Origin of the sequence: Paenibacillus oralis (genome assembly GCF_003863965.1) — a bacterium.
Lineage (GTDB): Bacteria > Bacillota > Bacilli > Paenibacillales > Paenibacillaceae > Fontibacillus > Fontibacillus oralis.
In genome coordinates, this window is sequence record NZ_RRCN01000002.1 from 355,299 (window position 1) to 377,419 (window position 22,121).

Below are 22,121 nucleotides of genomic sequence, written 5' to 3' on the forward strand. Positions count from 1 at the left end.
GGGTTGAAAGGACGCATAACAAAAAAAGCGTCCCATTAAATAGGGAACGCTAGTTGTATTTGCTGTTGCTGCGCTTGTTTAACGCTGTTGCTCGAAAGAAGAAGAAGGCTTGACGGTTTGATTTCAAGGAATGTTGCTCCGGATTCATCTTCATGAAGATCATAGCCGTCCAGGAGAGAGATCTCCTTCATATTTTCGCAGGCTTCTTTAACTATTTCTTTCTTTTTGGCAGGCCGATTCCCCTTTGTCCCCATCAACAAGGCAATTTCGTCTAAAGGCCAACGTGTAATCCCTTGTGCAATTTGTGCCGGCAGGAAAAGGTAAAGATTTTGTGCTGTATTCGTCTTCAAATCCTCCAAGATGGCGAGACTTAAGTAAGCAATAGCTCCTGATTGAAGTGATCTGTATATCGGATCAGAGAACATAATCTTAAAGGTACTGTTTCGATCCCGGCGGCCAATCGCCTGGAGGATGTTGATTCGGTCCAGAGAATCAATCATACCTTTATCATAATAAAACGTGAATTCAAATTTACTGTCTTGGAGAACCTCAAGGGATTCCCAGATTTCGTTATAGGTTTTGCCACCGGTATCTCGATTCATCGCTTTTGCCAAAGAGTATATGGTGAATTCAAATTCCTTCTGTTTCCCACTCTCTTCCCAAAGCTTATGAATTCCAATCAAGACTTTTGCATCTTGTAGAGTTAATTCCTTTTTTCCAGGGTGATAAATTTTCGTTCTTCGATTATCTCTAACAAGATTGTCTCCATCCACGTTAACCGTAGCCTTGCTTCGAGACTTCGCAATAGAGCTAATTGCACTTTCTGAGAAAATATTCCCGTATGGATGTGACGGCTTACTATAATAAGTAGCCCTTCTGATTTCTTGTGCTGTCTTCCATATCTTTTGTTTTACCTGGTGCTTGTATATTTCTTTATTAATATTCTCTTTTTCTTCATCCGACAGACCCTCACTCGTCAATGAAAGCTTTTTTTGAAGTTCCAGCTCACCTTCGTTGCGAATGTGTCGTTGCGATTCTTCCTTGGATTTCGTCTTTAATTGATCAGCAGCTCTATTTATCAAATCCAAAACTCTCGGATCATCGGCAGGCAATTCCATGGCTGTTATTTTTGAGACCCATAGCTCGATATTCTGTCTTTTGGCCACCATGAATAACAGTCCCTCCTTGTTCACTACAATCAGTATATTTATACTATTAGAATACCACAGGTTTAATTTCCTAGGTATATGTTGATTTAAATGTTCTTTCAACCCCGATATTTCGTCCGCCAACCCCCGACATTCCGTCCTTTCAACCCCGATACTTATATCACTTTTCCCTCAATACTTATGTTTGATGTTCTTTCAACCCCGATATGAAAGAAATTTGAAAGTTTATATTCAACATCCTTTACGTCCTTTCAACCCCGATACTTTTATATTTGTATATTGCTGTTGGTCATACAGCCGGGATGTCCTTTCAGCCCCGATACTTTATGAATCTCTGAGATGATTAGATGTCCTATTGTTCTCGATACCTATTTTGATTGCCTACGTCCTTTCAACCCCGATACCCATCTGCTGAAGGAGCCCTGTCCTTTCAGCCCCGATACTTTTCTTGGAGGCACGTCCTTTCAACCCCGATAATATGTCCGATCAAGCCCGATAGGGAAATTTCAACAAAAAAAAATTATATTATTTTTTTTCGTCCTTTCAACCCCAATATAATGTCCTTTCAGCCCCGATACCTTGTCCATTCGGCCCCGTTAATGCGTCCTTTCAACCCCGATAGATTGAAGCGCGTCCTTTCAACCCCGATATCTTGACGCGCAATTTATCAAAAAATACAATGACCATAAGGCATGAAATTAGTAGTTTATGCCACATAACAGAAAAATATACCCTATATAAAAAAAGAAAACTCCCAATAAAGGGAGCCTGGCCTTAAGGCCGAATCACAAAAAAACTTCATGCGCTGACTCGAGCCGCTAACTCAAGGCAGCAACCGAACAATTCCACAGGACCTGTTTTCTGCAAAAAACAGCGATCCTGGGGCCGTGTTAAAGTCGCTTAAAAAACGACATAAACAATGCCGGTGCTCTTATTATACGGAAAATGTATGGTAAATTCAAGAGGTTACCGGCATGAAGAAACGTTTAGGAGGCGTTATTCATGCATGTGAATCCAAGTCTTAATGAACAGAACTTATTAATTGGGTTGAAGACCATTTTCGAAAGTGAAGAACTTAAGACATTTGAGAAGATGATCTTAGTCGTGATTAAAGTATTCCAAGCCGAACATGGCGATGTATTTCCAGACTACGATACCATCGCATCTGCGGGTGGAATGTGTAAACGTAAAGCTCAATACGTCGTTAAGGATTTAGTTTCTCGGAATTTTCTTGAAAAGAAACCCCGTTACAAGGAGCTTACTGATGGTACGCGTAAACAAACTTCGAATCGATATGAGTTGATCGAACCGTCCTCTACTGCTCCGGAAAGAAAGATTGTTCCCCCGGAACAGGATGCATGTGATGCATCTCTGGATAGCTTATGCGCATCACATGCACCCTATAATGCAGGGTTTAATAATCAAGATCATTTAGGTTTATATCCTGCTACTGAAATAAATAAAGAAGATGACGAATACATCACCCGCACGCGCGAAATCGAAGCCCAAAAATATGCATGTTATGCAGATGTGTTCGAGAAAATGTTGAAATTCCAAGGAAGCGGTGTACTTTGCTTTCATCAGACAGAATTTCTAGATTGCTGCAAAATGTTCAGACTCCCCAGCTGTGTAGTCACGGAGTTATACCCACACATCGAACTGGCAATACAACAATATCACGTTGATTCCATCTACCGTACCATAAAGAAATTTGCGAATCGGTTGCTTAGAAACCGCATTGATAATCCTATTAATTGGTTCGTGGCAACTTTTAGGAATGAGAACCTCAAAGTACGGTCGGAAATCGAACTCAATAAAATCGATAAGGTATCATAAAAAAAGGAGCCCCTTGGGCCCCAACTAAGCAAACAAAAAAATCATCCTTACAGATCGGCTGGTCTACCTATCCCAGGATAATTGTAATTCCCTTTCTGGACTTCTTGGAGTTCAACTTCAACAGCTCTAGAATACTCCGGATGTCGCTTCTCCAAGTTCTCGCAGGGAATACAAATGATATCTGTGTTGAAACGGCTCATCGTGGTTACTTTTGCTTCCTTTTTACAACGACTGCATTTCGGCACCATTTCATTTATTCTCTCGAGGCCCATACTTGCAGTATGGTTTTCAGCGAATGCTGAGGCTTTCCTGGAGCAGCCGGGTCCGTTTTCGGGTAATACATATCGATGTGGTATTACTTGATGTTGCTCGAAAAAGCGAACATTGGACTCGTCACTACTAAGAATGTTTCTTGGTTTCATGGTTAACACATCCTTTCGATTTTTTAGGTTTATTTGGGCGCAAAAAAGCACCCAACATTGTAAAAAAGGAAACCACAACCACGTGTGAATTAACCTTAATCACCTTGTTAGGTGCTTCGCTTTAGAATACTCTCCATCGCGCCTGCAGGAGAGAAAGAAAAGGTGTGAATTGGTATGGTTAAATCATACCATGCAATGTGCGATCTGAGAAGTGATGGTCATTACCTTAGCCCGTCTTGTCTTGATGCAAATCAGAAAAAGGTTCGTCATGCATCAATTGATTGGCATGCTGTAAGATTGCCAACAATGCTTGGTAATTCTCGTTCACTTCACCCGATAACACGGTTTTTTCTGGTGCAGCAAGAGACAGCAACCTCTCCCTCTCCATTTTGAGTAAAGAGATGCTTTTATTTGCTGATTCCAGATCGATTTTCAATTGAGTGAGCCGTAATTGTGCATTGCTATACGTTACCTTGAGACTTTGAAGAAAAGTGATTAAGGAGTTAAAATCAGTTTTTTGATCGAGCAGCCTCCCCATCTTCATTGGTTGCGAACTTCTTTTGTTCTTTTGAGCCTGTCTAAATGTTTTTGCTAGTAGAATTTCCCGCTCATTTTTTTTGCGAACGGTACTATTCCAACGAAAACCACATGCAGCTGCAGTTCTGCCCAGTTTCTGACCTACTTCATCAAATGCTCTTAGCTGAGTGCTACAGTGTTTAATGTGATGAATAACGATCTGAGCAAGAATTGAATCGTCATGTTCGCTCCAAGCATCAGAACGGGTTGTACTCATTATCTGCACCATCCTTTGCTGTTTTCCCTTAAGTCAATATATGTATCGGTCATCCTAAGTATTCAGCTAACCGATTCTGTTCCCATTGTTAACCAGCCATTTGTTTTCTAAACATAAATTAAGGCCCCCTCCGAAAAGGGGACCTTTCATATCACAGTTTTAATGGATTTGCGGTGTATAATTTTCTGATGTTTGAAAGAAAGGAATAAAGTCTATGGGTTCGTCCCAATCGCCAATCTTAAATCCAATCTTTGTATCTTTCTCCATACCCATTATAGTTGTCCGCGGCTTAAAGGAAAGTCCGACCACTTTAAAAATGCTAGGATTTTTTTTAAGATATCGTTTAGGTACTTTCATCGTATTTCCCTTCTTAGCTCATTTTTTTTAACCGTACATGTATCTACATATAGATACTATTGAAAGGACATTTATGATTTAGTAGGGTGGATCTTTCTAACATTAATACCCTAAATTTCACTATCAGAAACAAAACTCATTGACTATAGTCTCATTTTATTCGAGGAATTCGAAAAAGACAACCCTCCAAAGGTTGCCTTCTTGCATTTTTATACATCTTTTGATCTTATTTTAAGGCCGCCTGTAGCTGAAAATCAAAATTCTTATATTATATTCCTTCTCTTTTCACCACATAGGATGCACTCTTCACCATTGGGTTCAAGAGTGCTGAAGTCTTCTGATATACAAAATGCTTCAGCCCACTCGTGAGGGCACACCTCATCAGTTTTAGGTTCTTCAATCGCTTGTAATTGTTGAGGCAGTTTAGCCATGACTCATTGCCGAATTCCCAACACCATTATTTGTAGCTGGACTGGTAGTAGCTGTTGTTTGATTACCCCTTGTATATCGAACAACGCAGTTCTTGCCGTTCTCCTTGGCAATATACATTGCTACGTCGGCCTGTTTGATCAGCTGGTCTGGAGCCACTCCTGCTTCGAATAAACGATATCCGATACTTGCAGTAACAATCGTCTCCTTTTCGATCCTCACCCGCATTCTTTCGGTAAGCTCATTCATGTCGATGTCGGTATCTTGAATGAGCATAACCATCTCTTCTCCACCATAACGGCCGGCCACACCAATGCCTTCGACTTCTTCCATAAAAATAGTTGCGACTTGCTTAAGTACTTCATCGCCCACTTTATGTCCTTTTGTGTCGTTTAACGTCTTAAAATTGTCGATGTCGGAGAAAATGACGTTTACCGGATAATTTCTTTCGATGTAAGTCGTTATGAACCTGGTTAAATACCTTCTATTAAATAGTCCGGTTAATGGGTCTGTAATAGCAGAAACATACGAACTCTGCATGATAACCATCGAATGTACAAGAAGGTTAATCAGAAGAAGAGTGTAGGCTGCTGTTGGTAGGATTCGGCCAACCATATAAACAGCACCATGAATGTCTGGAACTAAATTCGTAATGGATGAAATTAAAAGAGACAATCCAAAAAGACTGGAAGAAATCAGGTTTTGCTGTCCCCGTCCAAGCTTTCTTCCGTGTAAAAAGAAAATGGCTCCAATAGAAAGCAAACAAATTACATTACCGAGCAAAGGTAATACTATGCCTGTAATAGCACTTAGAGCTGCAGGTCCAATAAAGACGAGTAAAGTCTTAAGATCAGCTTTATTATGAATTCTAAAATAGCCGAATAATAAAGTTACATATGCCGCGTTAGAGATGCCACCTATAATAGAAGAAAAAAGTTGGGTTTCTCTTCCCAAGGCAGACAAAGTGAGTGCGGCGAGGACGGTGATCCCGGTGAATATCGCAAAAACCATCGATATATTTGACAAGATCACATAAGACCTCCTTTTGCGTTTTTTATGCAGTTCCAAGGAAAAAGCCCATATGAGCAAAATAACAGGTAAGAGGAGAAGAGCTTGAAGAAACTCCCCCTTCACCCCAATGAAGAAATTGAAGATATTCACCCAAAGTCACATCCTTATCATTGATAAAAATTATTGAACCAATCACGGTGGAGTTTCATCGGATTCTTTAGATACTCCAGCCAAGCTGAAAAACCATTGTTGGATTCTCGTTTGCGAAATTTAAGTTTTTCACTCTGCTCAATAATAAAAGGAAGCAGAACGGGCATCCATAAAAGGCTGCCACTAATTATGAAGTAGCACATTCCCTGGGTTGTATTTAAAACGAAATACCATCCATCGTAACTATTGTCCAACTCCTTAGCTTTGGCCCAGCAGAAGAAAAAGACATATAGAATGAATCCAATCGAGATATAAATTGCTGGGACAACGATCTGTAAATTAAATGCAAATAGGAGGAAGACCCCAAGCGCAATCCATAAAAATTTGTACCTCTTTTTCATATTCCACCCCATCTTTCTTTAGAAAACAAAAAAACGCGAACTACCCACCAAGGGTGTTCGCGTGCTTCGCGTTTCGTACTATTCGATTAGTATTATTATACAACAAGACGCCCCCTTCCTCAATGCGGACATTTAATCTTCGAAGAGTTCGTCTTCTAGTTCCTTAATCTTCTGCCGCCGTTTTTCGGTTTCTACTCGGTTCGGTTGCCATATTCCGTCATGGAGTTCCACGACATCTCCATGAGCTACTTCAGGAGAAACCATAACACGCGGGATATCTTTTGTATGGCTTCCTTCAAACTCAATGACCACGAATTCATTCTCGAAGCGATCAACAATCCCCTTTTTCACCTTCTTAAACACCCCCATTTATTTATCTGTTGCGACTTTTAATGAACTTCCATCTGTAGTGAAAGTAATTGAACCATTCTTGTCGGTGCGTAAGATTTTGACTTTTTGATTCTCAAGTTTCTTTAACGTTTTCTCGGTAGGGTGGCCATATTTGTTATCCTCCCCAACTTGGATGACAGCGTACAGTGGTTTAACCTTTTTAAGGAAGCCAACACTGGTGCTAGAATTCGAACCGTGGTGGCCAACTGCAAGAACAGTTGATCCAAGTTCGGCTCCAGATTTAATCATGTCTTGTTCACTTTTATATTCAGCATCACCTGGGAACAAGAAGGATTGCTGACCATATGTAATTTTTACCACGGCGCTCATATTGTTTGTATCTTCATACGTATCTGCCGGTGCCACCATCACGACTTTGATTTTTTCATCAAGGTCAATCGTCACGCCAGTTTTTGCCGTCTTAATCCTAAGACCCTTATTCTTGATTGAAGTAAGCAATGCTTCATACGTCTTAGTATTGCTGGAGGCTCTGGGGAGATATACAGCTCCAATATCCAATGCATCTACGAGTTCCGGAAACGTTCCAATGTGGTCCGCGTCCGGATGGCTGCCGACCAATACGTCGATTTTTTTTACGTTGTATTGCTTGATATAGTTAAACATATCCTTCTCTCTACCATTGTTCCCCCCATCGATCAACATCGTTTTGCCGGAGGGTGTCAAGATCAATTGTGCATTCCCTTGTCCAACATCAAGGAAGATCACTTTTAGTTGGCTGTCTTCGCTTATCACGGAAGAAGCGGAAGTGCTGGATGGTTTCGATGCGGCAAAGCTTGCATTGTCTTGAAATGAAGTGCATCCACAAAGCGTCAGCAAGATGAAAGCCATGCAAGCTGCAAATATCATTTTACTCTTTTTCATGATTAGTTCTCTTTCCCCTTCCAAAATTCATTTCGTTAATTTTACTTTAACATCTAATCTATACCTTGTATAAAATCCATGTACTTAAATTGTAGTTGCGTAGACGCTACAAGATTATGGATTTATAATAGAAATAATTGAATACAGTCAATGCGAAGCACGCATCTGATCGGTCTGCCGATTTAGGTGCGTTTACTTTTTAAGGGGGCCATTTATTTGGAAATATCTGAACTAACTCGTTGGTTACTACTTGGTTTTATTTCGGAGGACGAGCTTCTTAAAGATTGGAAATATCACTGCTCCGCGAATTATGAAATATTGAAAAAATATATTGATGGAGCCCGTTCATACGGGAATGGAGATTCCGAAAAGGAAATCTCTTTTCTCGAGATCAGGCTCCCACTGGTCTTGTATACGAAAGACAGGGTAGCAGAAGAACAAAAATTCTGTATAGAGTTTTATCGAATGGAAGGCAACAAGGTACGTTCAACCATTCGAACTCATGCACTCGATTTCAAACCATCCCCTGAATATGCCGAGCAGCTAATGAAGCATTTGAGGGCGCAATGCTTTATGGTAAAAGATATCGAATATTAAGGGATATAATTAATGGATTGGGCATCTTTAAGAGCGTCCTCCGCTTTTTTCAGGCTGTCGTTTGTTTCATCGACGGCCTTTTTGATCTTCGTTAAGTTAATCAGGTCTTTCCATCCACCATTAATTAACGACTGCAGAGAGGATAGAAGATCTGATGCACCGGATTTGACCTTCGAAAGAAGTTCCGGATCGCTTACTGACGACTTCACATTGCCGGCGAATGTTTTAAGTTTATCTGCCAAGGCGAGATCTGACAAAGTTGAGGATAGATTCTCGATTGTTTCCGAACTCTTGACCGCTTCAGCCATATGAGAAAAGTATTCCTGTAAAGGATCGTGAATATTTTTAGCTTTCTCTACTAGAAGGATGGCATCGCCCATTGTTAAGTTGGTTTTAGCATTTGTTAGATTAATAGAAACACCAAAATCGCTCAAGTTAACGTCTTTGCTTATTTCATTAAGATGAAGGGCTCGGCTAATTATGGTGTGTGCATAAGAAAGCGGCACCGGATCGTTTCCATCTATTATTTCGTCTTTTGCAACAAGACCGGCTTTAATAGCGTATTGAAGAATCTGCTGGAATTGTTCATCTTGGCTGAGATCATAGAATGACTTGGCCAAGAATAAAGCCTTAGTTTCTGGGTAGATGGCGATAATAACAAACTTCAGAAGCATCTCTTCCGTGATCAATTGATCCGGTTGAAATTCGCCATTGGAATAACCATATTCAGAAGCTTTCTTCTCAAGAAAACTCATCAGTTCAGAATTGGTATTGGAGGTTGTTGCATCCGAACTCCAGAGTCCCCGCCGCGAAGACTTAGCATCTGCTTCAAGATAAGAGAATAAATCTTTCCATTGGGTATTCGGCTCGATTGCAAGTGCCCTTGCATATCCCTCTGCAACGAGATCCGCATTATACAATGAACCATCTTCCAAAAATACATAGGCGAGTGTCCGCCCGTATGGATCATCCGATTTATCATTTACAATGTACACAGATTTGTCTGTTAACATCTTTTTTGTATGATCGGAACTTTCAGGACCGTAAAACTGAACTGGTGTATTTTCCTTTACGGTTTCTGGAGTGTCCATTCCAATCATCCGAATCACCGTAGATTCACCGGCATTTGGTCCTTCCAGATACTTCCCCTCGAAAGTGTCTCCATCACGGACATGAGTTACTTTGAACTTTTTCTTAAGGGCAGTGTTGATCGTAACAGTGCTTGTTTCCTTAATCCACCCCACATCTGTACCTAAGGACTCGCTTACAAAGCGAAGCGGGACATACTGTAAGATGGATCGTGCTTGCTTCCTTTTTTGCTGTAATTGCTTGTGTTTCTTTATCCCATTCCAAGGAAGCACCCAGCTCTTCGAAGATGACTCTCATGGGTACCATTGTGCTTCCATTTCGAACTTGAGGAGCTGCATCGAAGTTGATGCGTTTTCCATCCAGATATACGTAGACTTGGCTACGTGCCGCCGCACCATTCTGGAATGGAGCTGACAATGAAATAATTGCAACCATGGAACTGATGATGAGCCTTTTAATCATTTCGATTTTCCCCCTAGAAAAAAATAACGCACAACTCCAGAGGAGTGTGCGCGTGCTTCGTCGCTTAAGATATTCAATTAACCCCATTATATAGGAACTTGAGTATTGGCGGCAAGCATTCAGAAGAGAACGGCTCTTAAACCAACGAGGGTTGCTCTTTCAAAAGAGTTTTGATCGAGTGTTACGAATTTTACGTTAATGAGATTTGTTTTTTCCGCATACAAATACGAACCGATTGCACGATCAGAGACGTTTTTGTAGTCCAGGCCGATCTTCCGTACAAAAGAATCATTTACGACGGAAATGTTCAATGTTTTGTCTTGTTGGGACATTAATCCCTTGAAATGTTGAATGCCAACCACGTTATTTTCTATTCGAGCAGCTTTTGCGACTTCTTCCGTAACCAATAAAAGTTCATGATTAAGGTACTCAGTAATTTGTGGGTATTTCGACATTAGGCTTGCGTCCAGGCCAACCATAAAGCCATGATCGAACATTTCATTAATCTGCTTCAAAATGTCATCCAATGAAAACTCTACCTTAGTAGAAGAAGGATTATTCGCTACCAATTCCTTCATTTTTTTCTCCTCTTCTTTCTGACGCCATTCGTTAACTTCATTTCTGAACTCAATTTTAAATACAATGTATTGGTAAACGAAAACAGCACAGACAATAGCTGCAGAAATTTGTAGAACCCATTTTGCGGTTTCACTCATGGTATTCACTTCCTCATGAAAATGATCTCATGGGGTATTATACCATGATCAAATTAAAGTCTGTCGTCAATTGAATTGTGAATTTCTTAATGCGTGGGATTCCAACAGAATACTTGATTTTTATAGTACAAGGAACCGATTTGAAACATTCCCCTATAAATACAAAAGGCTTCTTAATTACCTTTTAATCGTGCCCCCGAGATTCTTATTAAACCTCAGTCTCACTATGTAAAATTATAATAATTTTTTTGAATACAATTCGTTAAGAATTGCAAGTTCATCATTCGTAATCTCTTTCTCTGACTTCAGTTTATTTAATATGCCTTTATATGAATCAGCCTCTTTTTGGGAATCGTCATACAACTTTTTTAAACTTTCGTTATCATCATGATCTTTTAGTCCTTCAAGGAAACCCATGAGATAACTGATATGTGTTTCAACGCAGAGGATTAGAACTTTCCGGAAGACGGACATATTTTCGTTTGTTATTGGGTATATTTTGCTTAAACGGCGTCTTGTCTGCGCTTTTTCTAACTTGTACATCAACATAAATGAACCAATTAGAAAAAGAGTAGCCCCTGTTCCCCAATACATCTGATGTTCAGCGGGAATTATTAAAGAAAACCAACTTGCGACTTCCTTTAGGCCGATTCCGACGAATGTGATTATCAATAACAGGAGTCCGACTATTATGAAATAAAACAACGTATTCGCGATTATTTTTCTCATGAGATCTATCCTTTTATCCTTTAAGATTTTCTAATCAAAGTATCTGGCTCGAGTTGGTCAATGATCATTTCGAGGTCTATTACGACATCAACGATGTTCCTAAGGTGAAATGCAGCTTTTTCCCTTCCTAACAAAGCAAGAACCAATGTGCCATTTTTTTTTGCCCGTTCAACCGCAGGAACAAAATCAGCATCACCGGAAAAGACAACGACATATTCGTACTTATAAAACGCGAATTCTACTAGGTCTAAGCCAATGAGTAAATCAATTCCCTTCTCCACGTACCTGTTATCTTGAAAATAGCATTCGCCTCTGTAAACGTTTATCCCATCATGTTTCAAGGCCTCTAAAAATTTGTAGCGATTATTATACTTCGTTTCATCAAGTTGTTTCGGGGGGAGGGTCCCATAAAAGTTGTAATCGGTCAACATCTTATCTCCGTAGTTTGCTTTAAGATAATCCTCAACTACCTGATAAAATTTTTTCCATGATCTGATTCCGGTGATTCCCATATCATGTAACTGGTGTATTGCATTGCTTTCATCAATAAGGATGGCGCTTTTTAAGCGTTTGCCAATTGGTCTCATGTTGTCACCCTGCCATCTTTCGGTTTTTTGAAACTAACAATAGATGTATTTCCGATAAATCAAGTAAATCAGCAATAAGTGGTAAATGTTGCTCTTTAGGGAATCTCACGTCCCGTTCCCACGCTGAAATTGTCGTTTTAGATACACCTAATTTTCTAGCAAGTTGTTTCTGCGAGAATTTCCTTCTTAAACGCTCTCTTTTCAAGTCGGCTGCAATGGTAGTAATTCTATCGTCTTGACCATTTGACAAGATCCTTCACCTCACGATTCATAAAAATTAAGTTGAAGATTGGGTTGAATAGCGAGGATTTTCTTCTTCAATCCAGCATAATTATTTGCTAAATCTTCTTTGAACACATTCATATAATAGCAATCCTTTCGGTTTACAAAATAGTCTCTCTTAAGCTCCAATGGTCCATGAAGTATATCGTTAGGCCTTTCTGCAAAGTCCACTACCACTGGTGCTTCTTTAAGAAAGATCACCCAATCAGGAACCAGTATCGAGTTCTCTTGTTGAAAGTAAAGCTTGGCCATAGTAGGATTGGGGACAGTATGGATAATATTCCTAGTATAAAAGAAATCATCAATTTCTCTTTTTTCGCTGTTGTCTAGCCAATCTCCATCCATGCTTGTGTACTTTCCAAAATCAAAATCATCCACATCGCTAACAAACGAGATGATCTCTCTTTTATTCTCATTCATTTTGTATTTTGCATAGACGATGATCGGTCGATTCTTATAAAAATCACCAATATGTAGGTTCATAACATCTAAGGCTCGTTTCATGAAAATTACTGTGTGATTAATATAGAATCCAGATTCTGTTTTTTCGCCGCGAAGGGTAACTTCAATGTTTTTCTTAACTGTTTCTTTTGCTGAAAGAATAGAACCTACAATGAATCTCTTTCGATTGCTTAGTTTCCCTTTAGCATCCAATTGAATAATACTCTTATATGAAGGTATAAGGTCTTCAGCTTTGATTTTTGCTAAAGAGCCTCCTTCTTCGAGCACGAATCGGAATTGAAGAACATGGTCATGTTCATTCTTCAAAAAATTATTGTGGATATCGAAGATGAACTTAAAAAGTTCCTTTTCCTTTACACACTGATGAAAGCACATGTTTCGAAGCGGTAATCCATCAGCAGAATGGTTTACTGCCGATTCTGCAAATGATTGGTCCCGTCCTTTCGACTTCATTTTTAGTTTGAAGATTGGGCTTTCATTATTCTTCCGATCGAGTTCTACAACCGAGGAACAGGCTGAAACAATTTCTTCGATATCATTACCGAAGTATTTGCAGGTGTGAGTTTTTCGATCACTAACACGAAAATGCGGTGATCTATTCCCTGTTTTTACATAAGTCATCTTGCCATTACAAAATCTGCAGAACACATCACCGTGCTTTGCTTCACGGTAGTACATTGCCGAAATATTCTTTTTTTCTGAACCGTACCTTGCCCACTGCATAAAGCCTTACGCCTCCTAATTAACAAAATGGAGATCGTCTGTTCTTCTCGATGCAAACGAAAAAGCACCGGATCACGTCATAATTGACGTAAGCGGTGCTTCCACTCATAAGGTATTCGATTACGAATATTATACCATAAACACTCGAATAAATTAAGCATTTCTTCAACGATCACTTATGTAGTGACCACTGAAGACTTCACGTTTATCTTTTTGGGAAAGTTTCTTCATTGCTCTGGGGTTGTGACCTAAGTTTTTAATTAGTTCTTCATTAATGAAGACTCTACTGTATTTTTCGAATAATACTCTTCTGTCCATCTTATAAATGTATTCCAGATCGGACTTTGTTTTTCTGGCCCATAGAGAATAGAAAATAAGAAATAGTGCATGCACCATCAAAAATAATCCAGTTACACTCATCATGAAAGGACCTTTTAATTTCCAGGAAGGATTCGGAACACCAAAAAAATTAATTCCGTTTATTATGGTCCAGATAAAGAAAAATACAGATCCGACAGTGGCAGCAGATACAGCAAGGTGTCGAAGCATTTTAGTGGATTGTCTGTGTAACTGCATCAATATCCTCTTCTGAGAAACCAAGGTTTCTCTGGGCGGTTTCAAATGCTGCGCTGTTAAGATGTTTGTGGATGATTTTGTCTAGCACCTTGATATGTGTCTTGGCGACATGTTTCTGTTCAGGAGTACCGTAATTAATCATTCCTAGTAGTGTTACGTATTTTTTCATTAGAACTGCAGCGTCAACGGGGCTGAGTTCATGAGTTGTTGGTTCCATTGTGTATGTCATTGCCACTATATATCACTCCAGATGAGGTTTTGATTGATTTCAATGTAAAACCAAATTAGATAGTTTGCAACTTTTGCTTTATTCAAAAAAATCGGATTACTACTCTCCCGGTTGAGCTTTCAAGGGTGTTTCGTTGTTAAGAATCGCTTTTTTGAAAATATCCTCGATTTCTGCTTTTCTGATTATGTTGTCGGTAAGGTGATATTCTTCGAAGAGATTGGAATATTCGTCGATCTTCTCAATCAACTGCTTTTCCTGTTGAGTTAGCGAGACTTCATCGAATCTTTTGCTCATTTCAAGCAATGAAGTATATTTATTTTGAAGTTCTTCTTTCTCGATAATATTATCAGATACGTAATATTGCCGGAGTATTCTCGCCATTAAAGATTTAATCGCAATATAATCTGTAACAGAGCTATCATTATTCATAAAGCAATCCCTCCTATGAACCTCCCCTACTTACGCTTCGCATAGAAGTAGGGGTTTCTTACCAGTTCATACCGTTACTTTCTGCAAACAAGTAGGTTGGCTACTTGCTTTCGCTACCAGAGGCGGAAATCTAACGGTATGATTCAGTAAGCAACACTTTTGCAAGTGGGTGGGAACTCACCGTCTACTACTTCTCGCTCAGGCTATGCGATCCGTAGATACTTGATCGATTTCGTTTCGCCCAAATATCGGATTTCTCTATGCAGATATTTGGACAAAATTCCTTTGCTTCCATGAACGTCCCGATGTTCTTTGTAGCCGCAGGAACAGCTATAGTTTCTTGTAGAAGTCTTTTTTCTTCTACCGCAACAAGGACATTGTTGACTCGTGTAGCTTTCATCTACCATCTTCACGCTTGTTCCATGTTCTTCAAGTTTGTATTCGAGTTGTTTCCGAATCTTGCCGAAACTCCAATTGGATAACTTTTGCGTGACGGTCTTTCCTTTCTTCTTTTTCGTATGACGCTCTACGCCTTCCACTTGACCAATCACGACTTCTCTGATCTCATTTTCCGTACACCACTGAACAAATTGCTTGGTTGTTTTATGAATGACATCATGGAGTTGGCGTTCGCTTTTGCTGAGTATGTAGGTTTTGGCTCTCTTGTACTTTTTCCACTGCCGACTGCCTTTTTGGCATTTGCTCATAAGCTTCTGGATCTCGGCCAGCTTCTTGTTTCGAAGCCGATGAATACTTCTTGCTTTCCTTCCCGTGATGATGATCGACTGGTTTGCGGTGGTCGTTGCTGTAATCGAGTGGATTTCACCCAGATCAACTCCTGCAACCTCGCTTCCATCGTTTTCCATTGCTACTTTCCCATCCTCATAGCAAAGAGAGACCGTGAGTTTTTGGTCATACACCAGTTCTATTTCTTTGATCTCGGCATCGGGCAAATCGGCAACAATAATCTGAATCGGCTCTTGGCGCTTCCCATTCTGGATGCCAAGACTTAATTGTATCGTGTTGCCCTCTATTTTGAATGATTGGTCTACCCATTTTGTGTTGAAATACTTCTTGTTTTTATAGGGGTATTTGGCATTCAGGCCCTGGTTTTTCGCTTGCCTTGCACTCTCTCTGGCAAACAGATATTTATGACAAACCGCCTGTACGGACTGTGAGTGAAGGGGGAACTGATTTTTCAAAGCGGTTTGAAGTTCTGTTTTTCCAATCCATTTTCCATCATGCTGCAGGGAATAGTTCTTGGCGACCGACAGACACTGGTTCCAGATTTCGGCTGAAATCCGGTTGCACGCAAACAGTCTGTCCAGGTCGGCTTTGGAAGTTCGAAAGGTTGTTTTGACACATCGGATCACTCCGCTTTCACCTCCTTCCCTTGACTCTCAATATAGGATAGTTCCGTGTGGGATGCGCCATGAAAAGCACATGAATATGATCGTGATTCCATTCGCTGATCGCAATACGATAGTTTGATCCAATGCGTTCAAAAACGCTTTTCGCATACTCGGAAATCTCATCCGTTAACACCTTTCTACGGTATTTGATACAAAGTATGAGATGGTAGTTCAAGGAGAACACTGAATGATTATTGGAGTCTAATTTCATCAATACACCGTATATCTAGCTAGGACTGATTATATCGAATTACCACAAACCAGCGCAATAAGAGCTTCCAGGCTTCGCCTGGCCGATATTCATCCCCTCCCTATAGAGGAAGGGGACTTCTCTCGGAAGGCTGTTAAACAAGATAACACTTCCCGGGCTTTTTTCATAAAATATCCGTCGCCCTAATTAGCTATGGACGAGATTTGATCTGCCACCCAATTTGTTGTGAAATTCTTTTAAGGTCATCTTCTTAAATCCATGTTTGGTTACTTTTAACCATACTCGAATTCTTTCTGGCAAATCCTTGAGTATTTTGTTCGCTCCAATTTCGATTGACTCTTTAGTCCCGAATAAAGCGGACAAAGGAATCTCCATTGGAAAGGCACTTTCACACGAATTAAACTGAATTAGGGCATAAATCTTATCTTCTGAGTAGGTGAAAATATTTTTTACTTCGGCCCATGAAATATCTTCGAGGTATACCTTTTTAATCAGTAATTCGGCTAAACAAAAGGCACGAAAATGTATGACACCTTCATGAACAGGTGGTACACAGAACGATAGCTCTCCAAATTCCACATTTACCCCAAGCGCCCGACAATACTCTTCGAAAGAAACTGAATTCATCATTAAACCTCCATAAATTTAGATAATAAAAAACCCTTAAGGCGGTCATTGTCGTCAAAATAGACAGACATAGACACCTTAAAGGTGGATTCCGTACATAGAATGTCCCCCATCGCTTGACCAGGGAAAGAAAAAAATGGATGCAAGGTATGAAATTATTATACCATACGCCTTGATCGGAATGGAATAGAGCGCTACGACAACACGAAGTCATCCCAAAAGAACGGAGGAAAATCACCAATACGAACGAGAATTTGCCTATCGTTTTCATCGATTGCAAAGTCATCCATCCAGATGCCGACGTTTTTATTTCCTCTTTCCCATTCATGGAGCAATGCTGGGTCGACCATATTTTTGATACCTTCGTTTGTGAAATCTAGATCGGCATCAGCAGTTTGGAAAAGAAGCTTGTACCTGAACGCCAACTCTGGAGCCGGATACAGCATTTCTGAAGATAGAATGATTGAGGTCGTTGTTACGGCCGATACGTATTTAAGAATACTAATGGCTTGAAATATCACTTTCTCAATTAAGGGATCTATGCCTTTACGCAGTAATTCCTTCGGAATTTCGATTACAAGAAGCATTTGCTGCGGTTCTTCTGTTTGGCAGGTGTATGCCCAGAATGACCAAGCAGCTCGTAAGAAAGAAAGTGCCTGTTCGTATAACGATTGATTAGGATCAATAAAGTATTTACGGCCTTGATCTTTTACAGAGACCCAAGGAACATCAGTAAGTCCAGATAGATAATTGATCATATCTTGCTTATAAGGAACGTCGTCGCTCAATGCTTCAATCGCCCGCTTATACCCAATTAATGGACCTTCAATGTGTGGTTTGAAGCTTATTGGGGGCAGAAGTTGGCTTCTAGGAATACCTTGAATTTTTGCAATCAAGTTAAAGTAAAAGCTGGAGAAGAAGTGTCGATTATCAATGTAAAACTGACGGTCATTAAAAAACTCTGGAGGATCGGGAAAATCTTCTACCCATAGAATAGCTTTTATATTCGCAGGTTCACCCAACTGAGGTGGCTGATTTGTAATCGTGAAAACTGAATTCGGGTCACGCCGGCCCATGAGTTCCGTAATCTCGGCCACAATCTTCTTCCTAGGGGATAGATGTAGGTCGCCAACAATGGACAAAAGTCCGTGTTCTTCCAGCCACCATGCCCAAGCCATTTCTCCCTCACCGTTGTAGAAGTTGCCTAGAATCAAAGGCTTTTGAACGCTGTTTTCCATATTTTCCTCCCTAAAAAAAAATAGCACCGCCAATTCAATGGGTAATAACCCTGAATGGCGGTGCTTCCGCTTTTTATATTCGATTATGTTAATTATAAACTATTCAAACCCTTTATACAATGTAATATTCAACTGATGAAAGTTTTAGGAAACGTAAGGGGGCCTTGAACTTAGTGTGTTCCTTTTGGTGCATAATCGTCATACGAGGAGCGATTTGCATCATAAAAGATCACGTCTCCGTCTTCGATTTTAAATTGCACACCGTACGGATCGGTGATGAGGTGGTCGCGTCTGCCACCTGTACTATCATAACCTTCCATATCCCACCACTGATTATTAAATGGTCCATGGATGTATTGTAGATAGGGATGCGCAAGATCCGCGTTCCGGATGGTCTCGATATTGAAGTTAACGGTAATATAACCATTCTTCAAAAATATAGGAGATTTATCATCTAACCGATTTTTCCGGCCATAAACTGCCAGGTCAGTGCCCTTTGTCACTACATATACTGATGCCGGAAGGCTGTATTCACCATACCACTGCTGAACAGAAGCATTTACTCGAGCAGGTGTAGCATTCGCGTTAGCTGGACGTTCAAAGGTATTAATGAACGTTCTAAGAGGCGAAGGCAGAATCTGTACATCATAACCTCCGACGTATGTCAGCTCTGTTGAACGCTTAACGAAGGCACTCACATACTGGTCTCTGGTCATTGACCATCCAGTTGATAAGTCGTAAATCGATCCAGCGGTGTTTACGATATCTGAGTAGGGCACATTGCGAAGTCTGTTGTTCAAAATGATCTCCCGACGTTCAACATCTGCTGCGGAACCAACCTTTACAAACTTGTTAGTATCAGAGTGATAGTAAAGGTCAACTGGAATCCGATTTGGCTGCGTGGATGGATCGTTGTCTTGAAAATAGAACGTTGGTGTAATCCGGATCGCATCCTTGTCATTGTACATGTTGCCCTTTGTCTTCAAATCGAATTTTAAATGGTAGCCCGTTTTAACAGAAGCGCTTTTGTAATTTGCCAACGGATGACTACCTCTTAAAATAGGCAGAACGTACGGGAATTGAGTGCCCTTTGCAGCTCCATCAATTCCGTTCAAACCGACCCAATAGGAGGTCCTTTAGGGTTACTACTCCCTTTTGAAGTTCTGAACACAGTTTCCCAGCTTGGATCAGCGATATCAGTGATTCTGAAATCATAGACACGTCCAATTACTTGAACGGGAACGGTGTTTGTTGCAACGTAATTCGCCAAGTCTAAGTTAGCATCCTGCTGGGTAGTAAATCCTGAATTTGGTGAGTTTTCAGCAAAATTTCGGTAATATACTGTATAGTCCCCTTCATTTACCCACTTCGGAAGATAGAAAGTTGTGGTAATCTGTGGCACAGGAATATCAATCCACGTTTTGGCCGGGTAGAACTTGCTAATATCTCCCGAATAAACATCAAACTCGAATTGGACCTGTTTTAACTTGATATATTTTGCGTAGTCACGGTTGCCATATCCCGGAATGTTTCGATGCTGCCCCGATGTTGGAATTGTAACTGTAAAAGGACGATCAAGAATAAAGGCTCGTCTTGAGTAATCAGGGCTTGTTCGTTAATTATGCTCTTTGTCATCCGAAGCATTTGAATAGTTTACAGTCGGGGTATGGACCGTAACAGTATTTATACCATTGATTGGGAACTGCACATCTGCTCCACCGTTTACGTTATTTGGTAACAATTCATAGAAAATAGTTCCTGTCCCTATAGTATTTGCTTTGTTCAGAAGTGTATTGCTAATCATATTGTTGGCTTTATAAAGCACGTCACGACTAATTTTGGTAGGGTTAGGGATATTCGTAGGTGTTGGTCCATCTTTCAATGTCACATTTGGACTCATAATCGTTGTTCCGTTGAAATTGACCATATCGTTATTCACTTTACTTTGGTCGGTATTACTTTCAGCCATACTTTTCAATAAATCTGTATCGTTAGGAATAGCAGGAGGTTGATTTAATCCCCCTCGAAGTATAGGTGGTGTGTAAGTAATCGCCCTAGTATTCGCAGGGTTTACATGATTGTTGACTGCTTCGTTGTGTGTTGAGTCGAGAGATGGTGGTGTATATCCTGTAGGTGTCATAGTGACTTTTTCGTGAGGTAGGGCGTAGTTACTCATTTCAGCACGATTTATAACGTACACTTCCAGATTATTAATCATCCAGTAAGAGTAATCACGGTACATTTGAAATGTGTATGTTTTTGACTGCGTATCTGCTTTTTGGACAGGTGGGCCAGGTACACAACCTGTTTCTGAGCATCTAGGAGGTCCAGGAACTGTCCATGTACGAGAATACTTAACTTGAACAGTGCAGTTATATGTTGTTTTACCGGACATCTTAGCCCACTCTTGCTTAAAGAGATAATTATCTGATGTCGCATTTATATATAGAGATTCAGATGTTGGAATTCCTTGAAGTACATCAAATTTCTCAGAATCTCTATTGTCAGCTCTTATAACGCCATTTGCATCCGGTTCCATATCACTTTGCCTCATGAGAGATGACTGAGTAGGAGTACCAATGATCCATGTGCATTGACCGGAGCCTCCAGGCTGTTCGGGATTCTCATTGCCAGGGTTATCCCCTCCATAATCTATGCACGTACATCCGGTTCCAACTGTCATATCAAATGTGTCTTGTTCGTTAAGTGTTTGAGCCTGGTCAACAAAATGGGCTGTGATTGTAGCTGTTCCAGAAGTTGCAACAGATGAAACTAGCCCAGAATCATTAACGGTCATTATACTCGGAGCAGAACTCGTCCATGTTAATTTGTCATGCTTCTTCAATGGCCATATACTTCCGTCAACTTTTGTAAGTGTAGCGGTCAGTTGTGTGGTTCCCCCTGGAGCAACGCATGTATTTCCAGTTATTTCGAGACCGGAAACACCATCTGCAAATGTTGCTCTAAGAACTTTATCCTTGTATCGATAAGTAAAAGAGTTGAAATCAGCATAAAACTTTGAAAAATACCAGACTTGTTTAGCACCAGGACTTGACCAATCTCTATGGTACGTGTCGTTGTTAAATGTTTGTTGGAAGTATATTGTAATTTTATTTATGCTCTCAACATTCGCAACTTGTCCGCCTACTGTACTTGGATCGGAAGTACCAGTCGTTCCGTGTACGTCGGGAATTTCGGTGCTATCGTCTACCACTACATTTGCAACAGTTACATCCGTAACAGAGATAGCACCGTCTTTAATCCAAAGATCATTTAGTGGGTCAGTTGGGTCATTAATATAAAAAGCCTGTGATCTGGGAATATCTGCTTCCAGATAAGGGTCTGTACAACCAGGATAACGCGGAAGAGCTTTTCCACCAAATGTCTCAGTTGGTACATTATCATCACAGCCTATACTATCGGTTTTACTGACGCGCCCACCGCCTGCTCTCCAGTGTTCACCATACCAATTTGCTGCACTGCCAACTGACCACCGATCCCAGTAATATACTCCTCCGTAGTTTGAGTTATTACGAGAAGTGACTTTGAGTTTTGTTCCAGATAGAGTATCTTTCAACCCATCAGCTGAAGTATATTTTGACTTTCCTGGAGTGAATCCAGATAGCAGGCGTAAAACTTGCCCAGTAGATTTATCTAACCATTCAAGTTTCTTAATGATTTTTCCTGCAGGAGCTTCAACTACAATAGGTTTTGTACTTAAGGTGGCTTTATCTGAAAACAAATACCCTCCGTAATCGTAATCATTGCTTTCGCCTTCCATTTCATAAGTAACATCTCGGGCCTCTTCACCTGCAGCCCTAGCTACATTCAAAGATGGGAAGATAGCCATTGTTCCGGTTAAAAATGAGACAAGTAATGCAATAGACACGACTCGAAGAAACTTCAATTGAT

Annotated in this window: 25 protein-coding genes and 1 pseudogene; 2 read left to right on the forward strand and 24 right to left on the reverse strand. The window is 40.3% G+C overall.

What is annotated here, in order from left to right; all coding sequences use genetic code 11:
- Window positions 1-35 precede the first annotated feature (35 nt).
- On the reverse strand, window positions 36-1,169 hold the full coding sequence (gene trfA / locus EHV15_RS35365) for a plasmid replication initiator TrfA (protein WP_128635946.1): 1,134 nt from the start codon (window positions 1,167-1,169) through the stop codon (window positions 36-38).
- A 1,002-nt stretch (window positions 1,170-2,171) separates the two neighbouring features.
- On the opposite strand from trfA, the gene EHV15_RS35370 reads away from it, so the two are divergent.
- Window positions 2,172-3,005: a helix-turn-helix domain-containing protein gene (locus EHV15_RS35370; protein ID WP_128635948.1), complete on the forward strand. Its 834-nt coding sequence runs from the start codon at window positions 2,172-2,174 to the stop codon at window positions 3,003-3,005.
- 47 nt (window positions 3,006-3,052) lie between these two features.
- On the opposite strand, the gene EHV15_RS35375 is transcribed toward EHV15_RS35370, so the two are convergent.
- From EHV15_RS35375 to EHV15_RS35405, 7 genes are all read right to left on the reverse strand, one after another.
- Window positions 3,053-3,427 (reverse strand): hypothetical protein, encoded by a 375-nt coding sequence (locus tag EHV15_RS35375; protein WP_128635949.1) that lies wholly within the window; start codon window positions 3,425-3,427, stop codon window positions 3,053-3,055.
- Between the two features lie 226 nt (window positions 3,428-3,653).
- The gene (locus EHV15_RS35380; RefSeq protein ID WP_128635951.1) at window positions 3,654-4,220 is read right to left on the reverse strand and encodes a hypothetical protein; all 567 of its coding nucleotides are present in this window, start codon (window positions 4,218-4,220) and stop codon (window positions 3,654-3,656) included.
- Between the two features lie 159 nt (window positions 4,221-4,379).
- Window positions 4,380-4,577: a hypothetical protein gene (locus EHV15_RS35385; RefSeq protein ID WP_128635953.1), complete on the reverse strand. Its 198-nt coding sequence runs from the start codon at window positions 4,575-4,577 to the stop codon at window positions 4,380-4,382.
- 423 nt (window positions 4,578-5,000) lie between these two features.
- Entirely contained in the window at window positions 5,001-6,167 is a 1,167-nt protein-coding gene (locus EHV15_RS35390) for a GGDEF domain-containing protein (protein ID WP_128635954.1), read from the reverse strand.
- Window positions 6,168-6,184: 17 nt separating this feature from the next.
- Entirely contained in the window at window positions 6,185-6,568 is a 384-nt protein-coding gene (locus EHV15_RS35395) for a hypothetical protein (protein ID WP_128635956.1), read from the reverse strand.
- Between the two features lie 132 nt (window positions 6,569-6,700).
- Window positions 6,701-6,919: a DUF3006 domain-containing protein gene (locus EHV15_RS35400; RefSeq protein WP_246062112.1), complete on the reverse strand. Its 219-nt coding sequence runs from the start codon at window positions 6,917-6,919 to the stop codon at window positions 6,701-6,703.
- A gap of 18 nt (window positions 6,920-6,937) precedes the next feature.
- Window positions 6,938-7,840, reverse strand: coding sequence for a ComEC/Rec2 family competence protein (locus EHV15_RS35405; protein WP_128635960.1), 903 nt, complete (start codon window positions 7,838-7,840; stop codon window positions 6,938-6,940).
- 216 nt (window positions 7,841-8,056) lie between these two features.
- Here EHV15_RS35405 and EHV15_RS35410 point away from each other — a divergent pair, with 216 nt between their 5' ends.
- Complete coding sequence (locus EHV15_RS35410; protein ID WP_128635961.1) at window positions 8,057-8,437, forward strand: aldo-keto reductase family protein; 381 nt, start codon at window positions 8,057-8,059, stop codon at window positions 8,435-8,437.
- On the opposite strand, the gene EHV15_RS35415 is transcribed toward EHV15_RS35410, so the two are convergent.
- The 16 genes and pseudogenes from EHV15_RS35415 to EHV15_RS37815 form a co-directional block, all read right to left on the reverse strand.
- Window positions 8,434-9,780: a thermonuclease family protein gene (locus EHV15_RS35415; protein WP_425464497.1), complete on the reverse strand. Its 1,347-nt coding sequence runs from the start codon at window positions 9,778-9,780 to the stop codon at window positions 8,434-8,436. The two genes, EHV15_RS35410 and EHV15_RS35415, sit on opposite strands and share 4 nt — an antisense overlap.
- Window positions 9,668-9,988 (reverse strand): copper amine oxidase N-terminal domain-containing protein, encoded by a 321-nt coding sequence (locus EHV15_RS37805; RefSeq protein WP_246062116.1) that lies wholly within the window; start codon window positions 9,986-9,988, stop codon window positions 9,668-9,670. Before EHV15_RS37805 ends, EHV15_RS35415 begins: the two co-directional genes overlap by 113 nt.
- Before the next feature lie 119 nt (window positions 9,989-10,107).
- A complete protein-coding gene (locus EHV15_RS35425; RefSeq protein WP_128635964.1) occupies window positions 10,108-10,704 on the reverse strand; it encodes a hypothetical protein in 597 nt (198 codons plus the stop codon).
- Between the two features lie 234 nt (window positions 10,705-10,938).
- The gene (locus EHV15_RS35430) at window positions 10,939-11,433 is read right to left on the reverse strand and encodes a hypothetical protein (protein ID WP_128635965.1); all 495 of its coding nucleotides are present in this window, start codon (window positions 11,431-11,433) and stop codon (window positions 10,939-10,941) included.
- Between the two features lie 20 nt (window positions 11,434-11,453).
- The gene (locus EHV15_RS35435; protein ID WP_128635966.1) at window positions 11,454-12,020 is read right to left on the reverse strand and encodes an NYN domain-containing protein; all 567 of its coding nucleotides are present in this window, start codon (window positions 12,018-12,020) and stop codon (window positions 11,454-11,456) included.
- Between the two features lie 4 nt (window positions 12,021-12,024).
- Window positions 12,025-12,270 carry a helix-turn-helix domain-containing protein gene (locus EHV15_RS35440; RefSeq protein WP_178076125.1) on the reverse strand — a complete coding sequence of 82 codons (246 nt, stop codon included), beginning with the start codon at window positions 12,268-12,270 and terminating at the stop codon, window positions 12,025-12,027.
- A gap of 11 nt (window positions 12,271-12,281) precedes the next feature.
- Window positions 12,282-13,487, reverse strand: coding sequence for a hypothetical protein (locus EHV15_RS35445; protein WP_128635968.1), 1,206 nt, complete (start codon window positions 13,485-13,487; stop codon window positions 12,282-12,284).
- A 165-nt stretch (window positions 13,488-13,652) separates the two neighbouring features.
- Window positions 13,653-14,063 (reverse strand): hypothetical protein, encoded by a 411-nt coding sequence (locus EHV15_RS35450; RefSeq protein ID WP_128635969.1) that lies wholly within the window; start codon window positions 14,061-14,063, stop codon window positions 13,653-13,655.
- Window positions 14,038-14,298: a hypothetical protein gene (locus tag EHV15_RS35455; protein WP_128635970.1), complete on the reverse strand. Its 261-nt coding sequence runs from the start codon at window positions 14,296-14,298 to the stop codon at window positions 14,038-14,040. Before EHV15_RS35455 ends, EHV15_RS35450 begins: the two co-directional genes overlap by 26 nt.
- Window positions 14,299-14,391: 93 nt before the next feature.
- Window positions 14,392-14,721, reverse strand: a complete 330-nt coding sequence (locus EHV15_RS35460; RefSeq protein ID WP_128635971.1) for a hypothetical protein — start codon at window positions 14,719-14,721, stop codon at window positions 14,392-14,394.
- A gap of 203 nt (window positions 14,722-14,924) precedes the next feature.
- The gene (locus EHV15_RS35465; RefSeq protein ID WP_128635972.1) at window positions 14,925-16,094 is read right to left on the reverse strand and encodes an RNA-guided endonuclease InsQ/TnpB family protein; all 1,170 of its coding nucleotides are present in this window, start codon (window positions 16,092-16,094) and stop codon (window positions 14,925-14,927) included.
- Window positions 16,095-16,143: 49 nt separating this feature from the next.
- Window positions 16,144-16,344, reverse strand: a pseudogene (gene tnpA / locus EHV15_RS35470) (IS200/IS605 family transposase); the annotation flags it as partial.
- A 186-nt stretch (window positions 16,345-16,530) separates the two neighbouring features.
- On the reverse strand, window positions 16,531-16,974 hold the full coding sequence (locus EHV15_RS35475; protein WP_128635974.1) for a hypothetical protein: 444 nt from the start codon (window positions 16,972-16,974) through the stop codon (window positions 16,531-16,533).
- 191 nt (window positions 16,975-17,165) lie between these two features.
- Complete coding sequence (locus tag EHV15_RS35480) at window positions 17,166-18,209, reverse strand: hypothetical protein (RefSeq protein WP_128635975.1); 1,044 nt, start codon at window positions 18,207-18,209, stop codon at window positions 17,166-17,168.
- A 170-nt stretch (window positions 18,210-18,379) separates the two neighbouring features.
- Window positions 18,380-19,249: a hypothetical protein gene (locus EHV15_RS37810; protein WP_128635976.1), complete on the reverse strand. Its 870-nt coding sequence runs from the start codon at window positions 19,247-19,249 to the stop codon at window positions 18,380-18,382.
- A 575-nt stretch (window positions 19,250-19,824) separates the two neighbouring features.
- On the reverse strand, window positions 19,825-22,116 hold the full coding sequence (locus tag EHV15_RS37815) for a DUF5704 domain-containing protein (protein ID WP_246062118.1): 2,292 nt from the start codon (window positions 22,114-22,116) through the stop codon (window positions 19,825-19,827).
- Window positions 22,117-22,121: the final 5 nt, after the last annotated feature.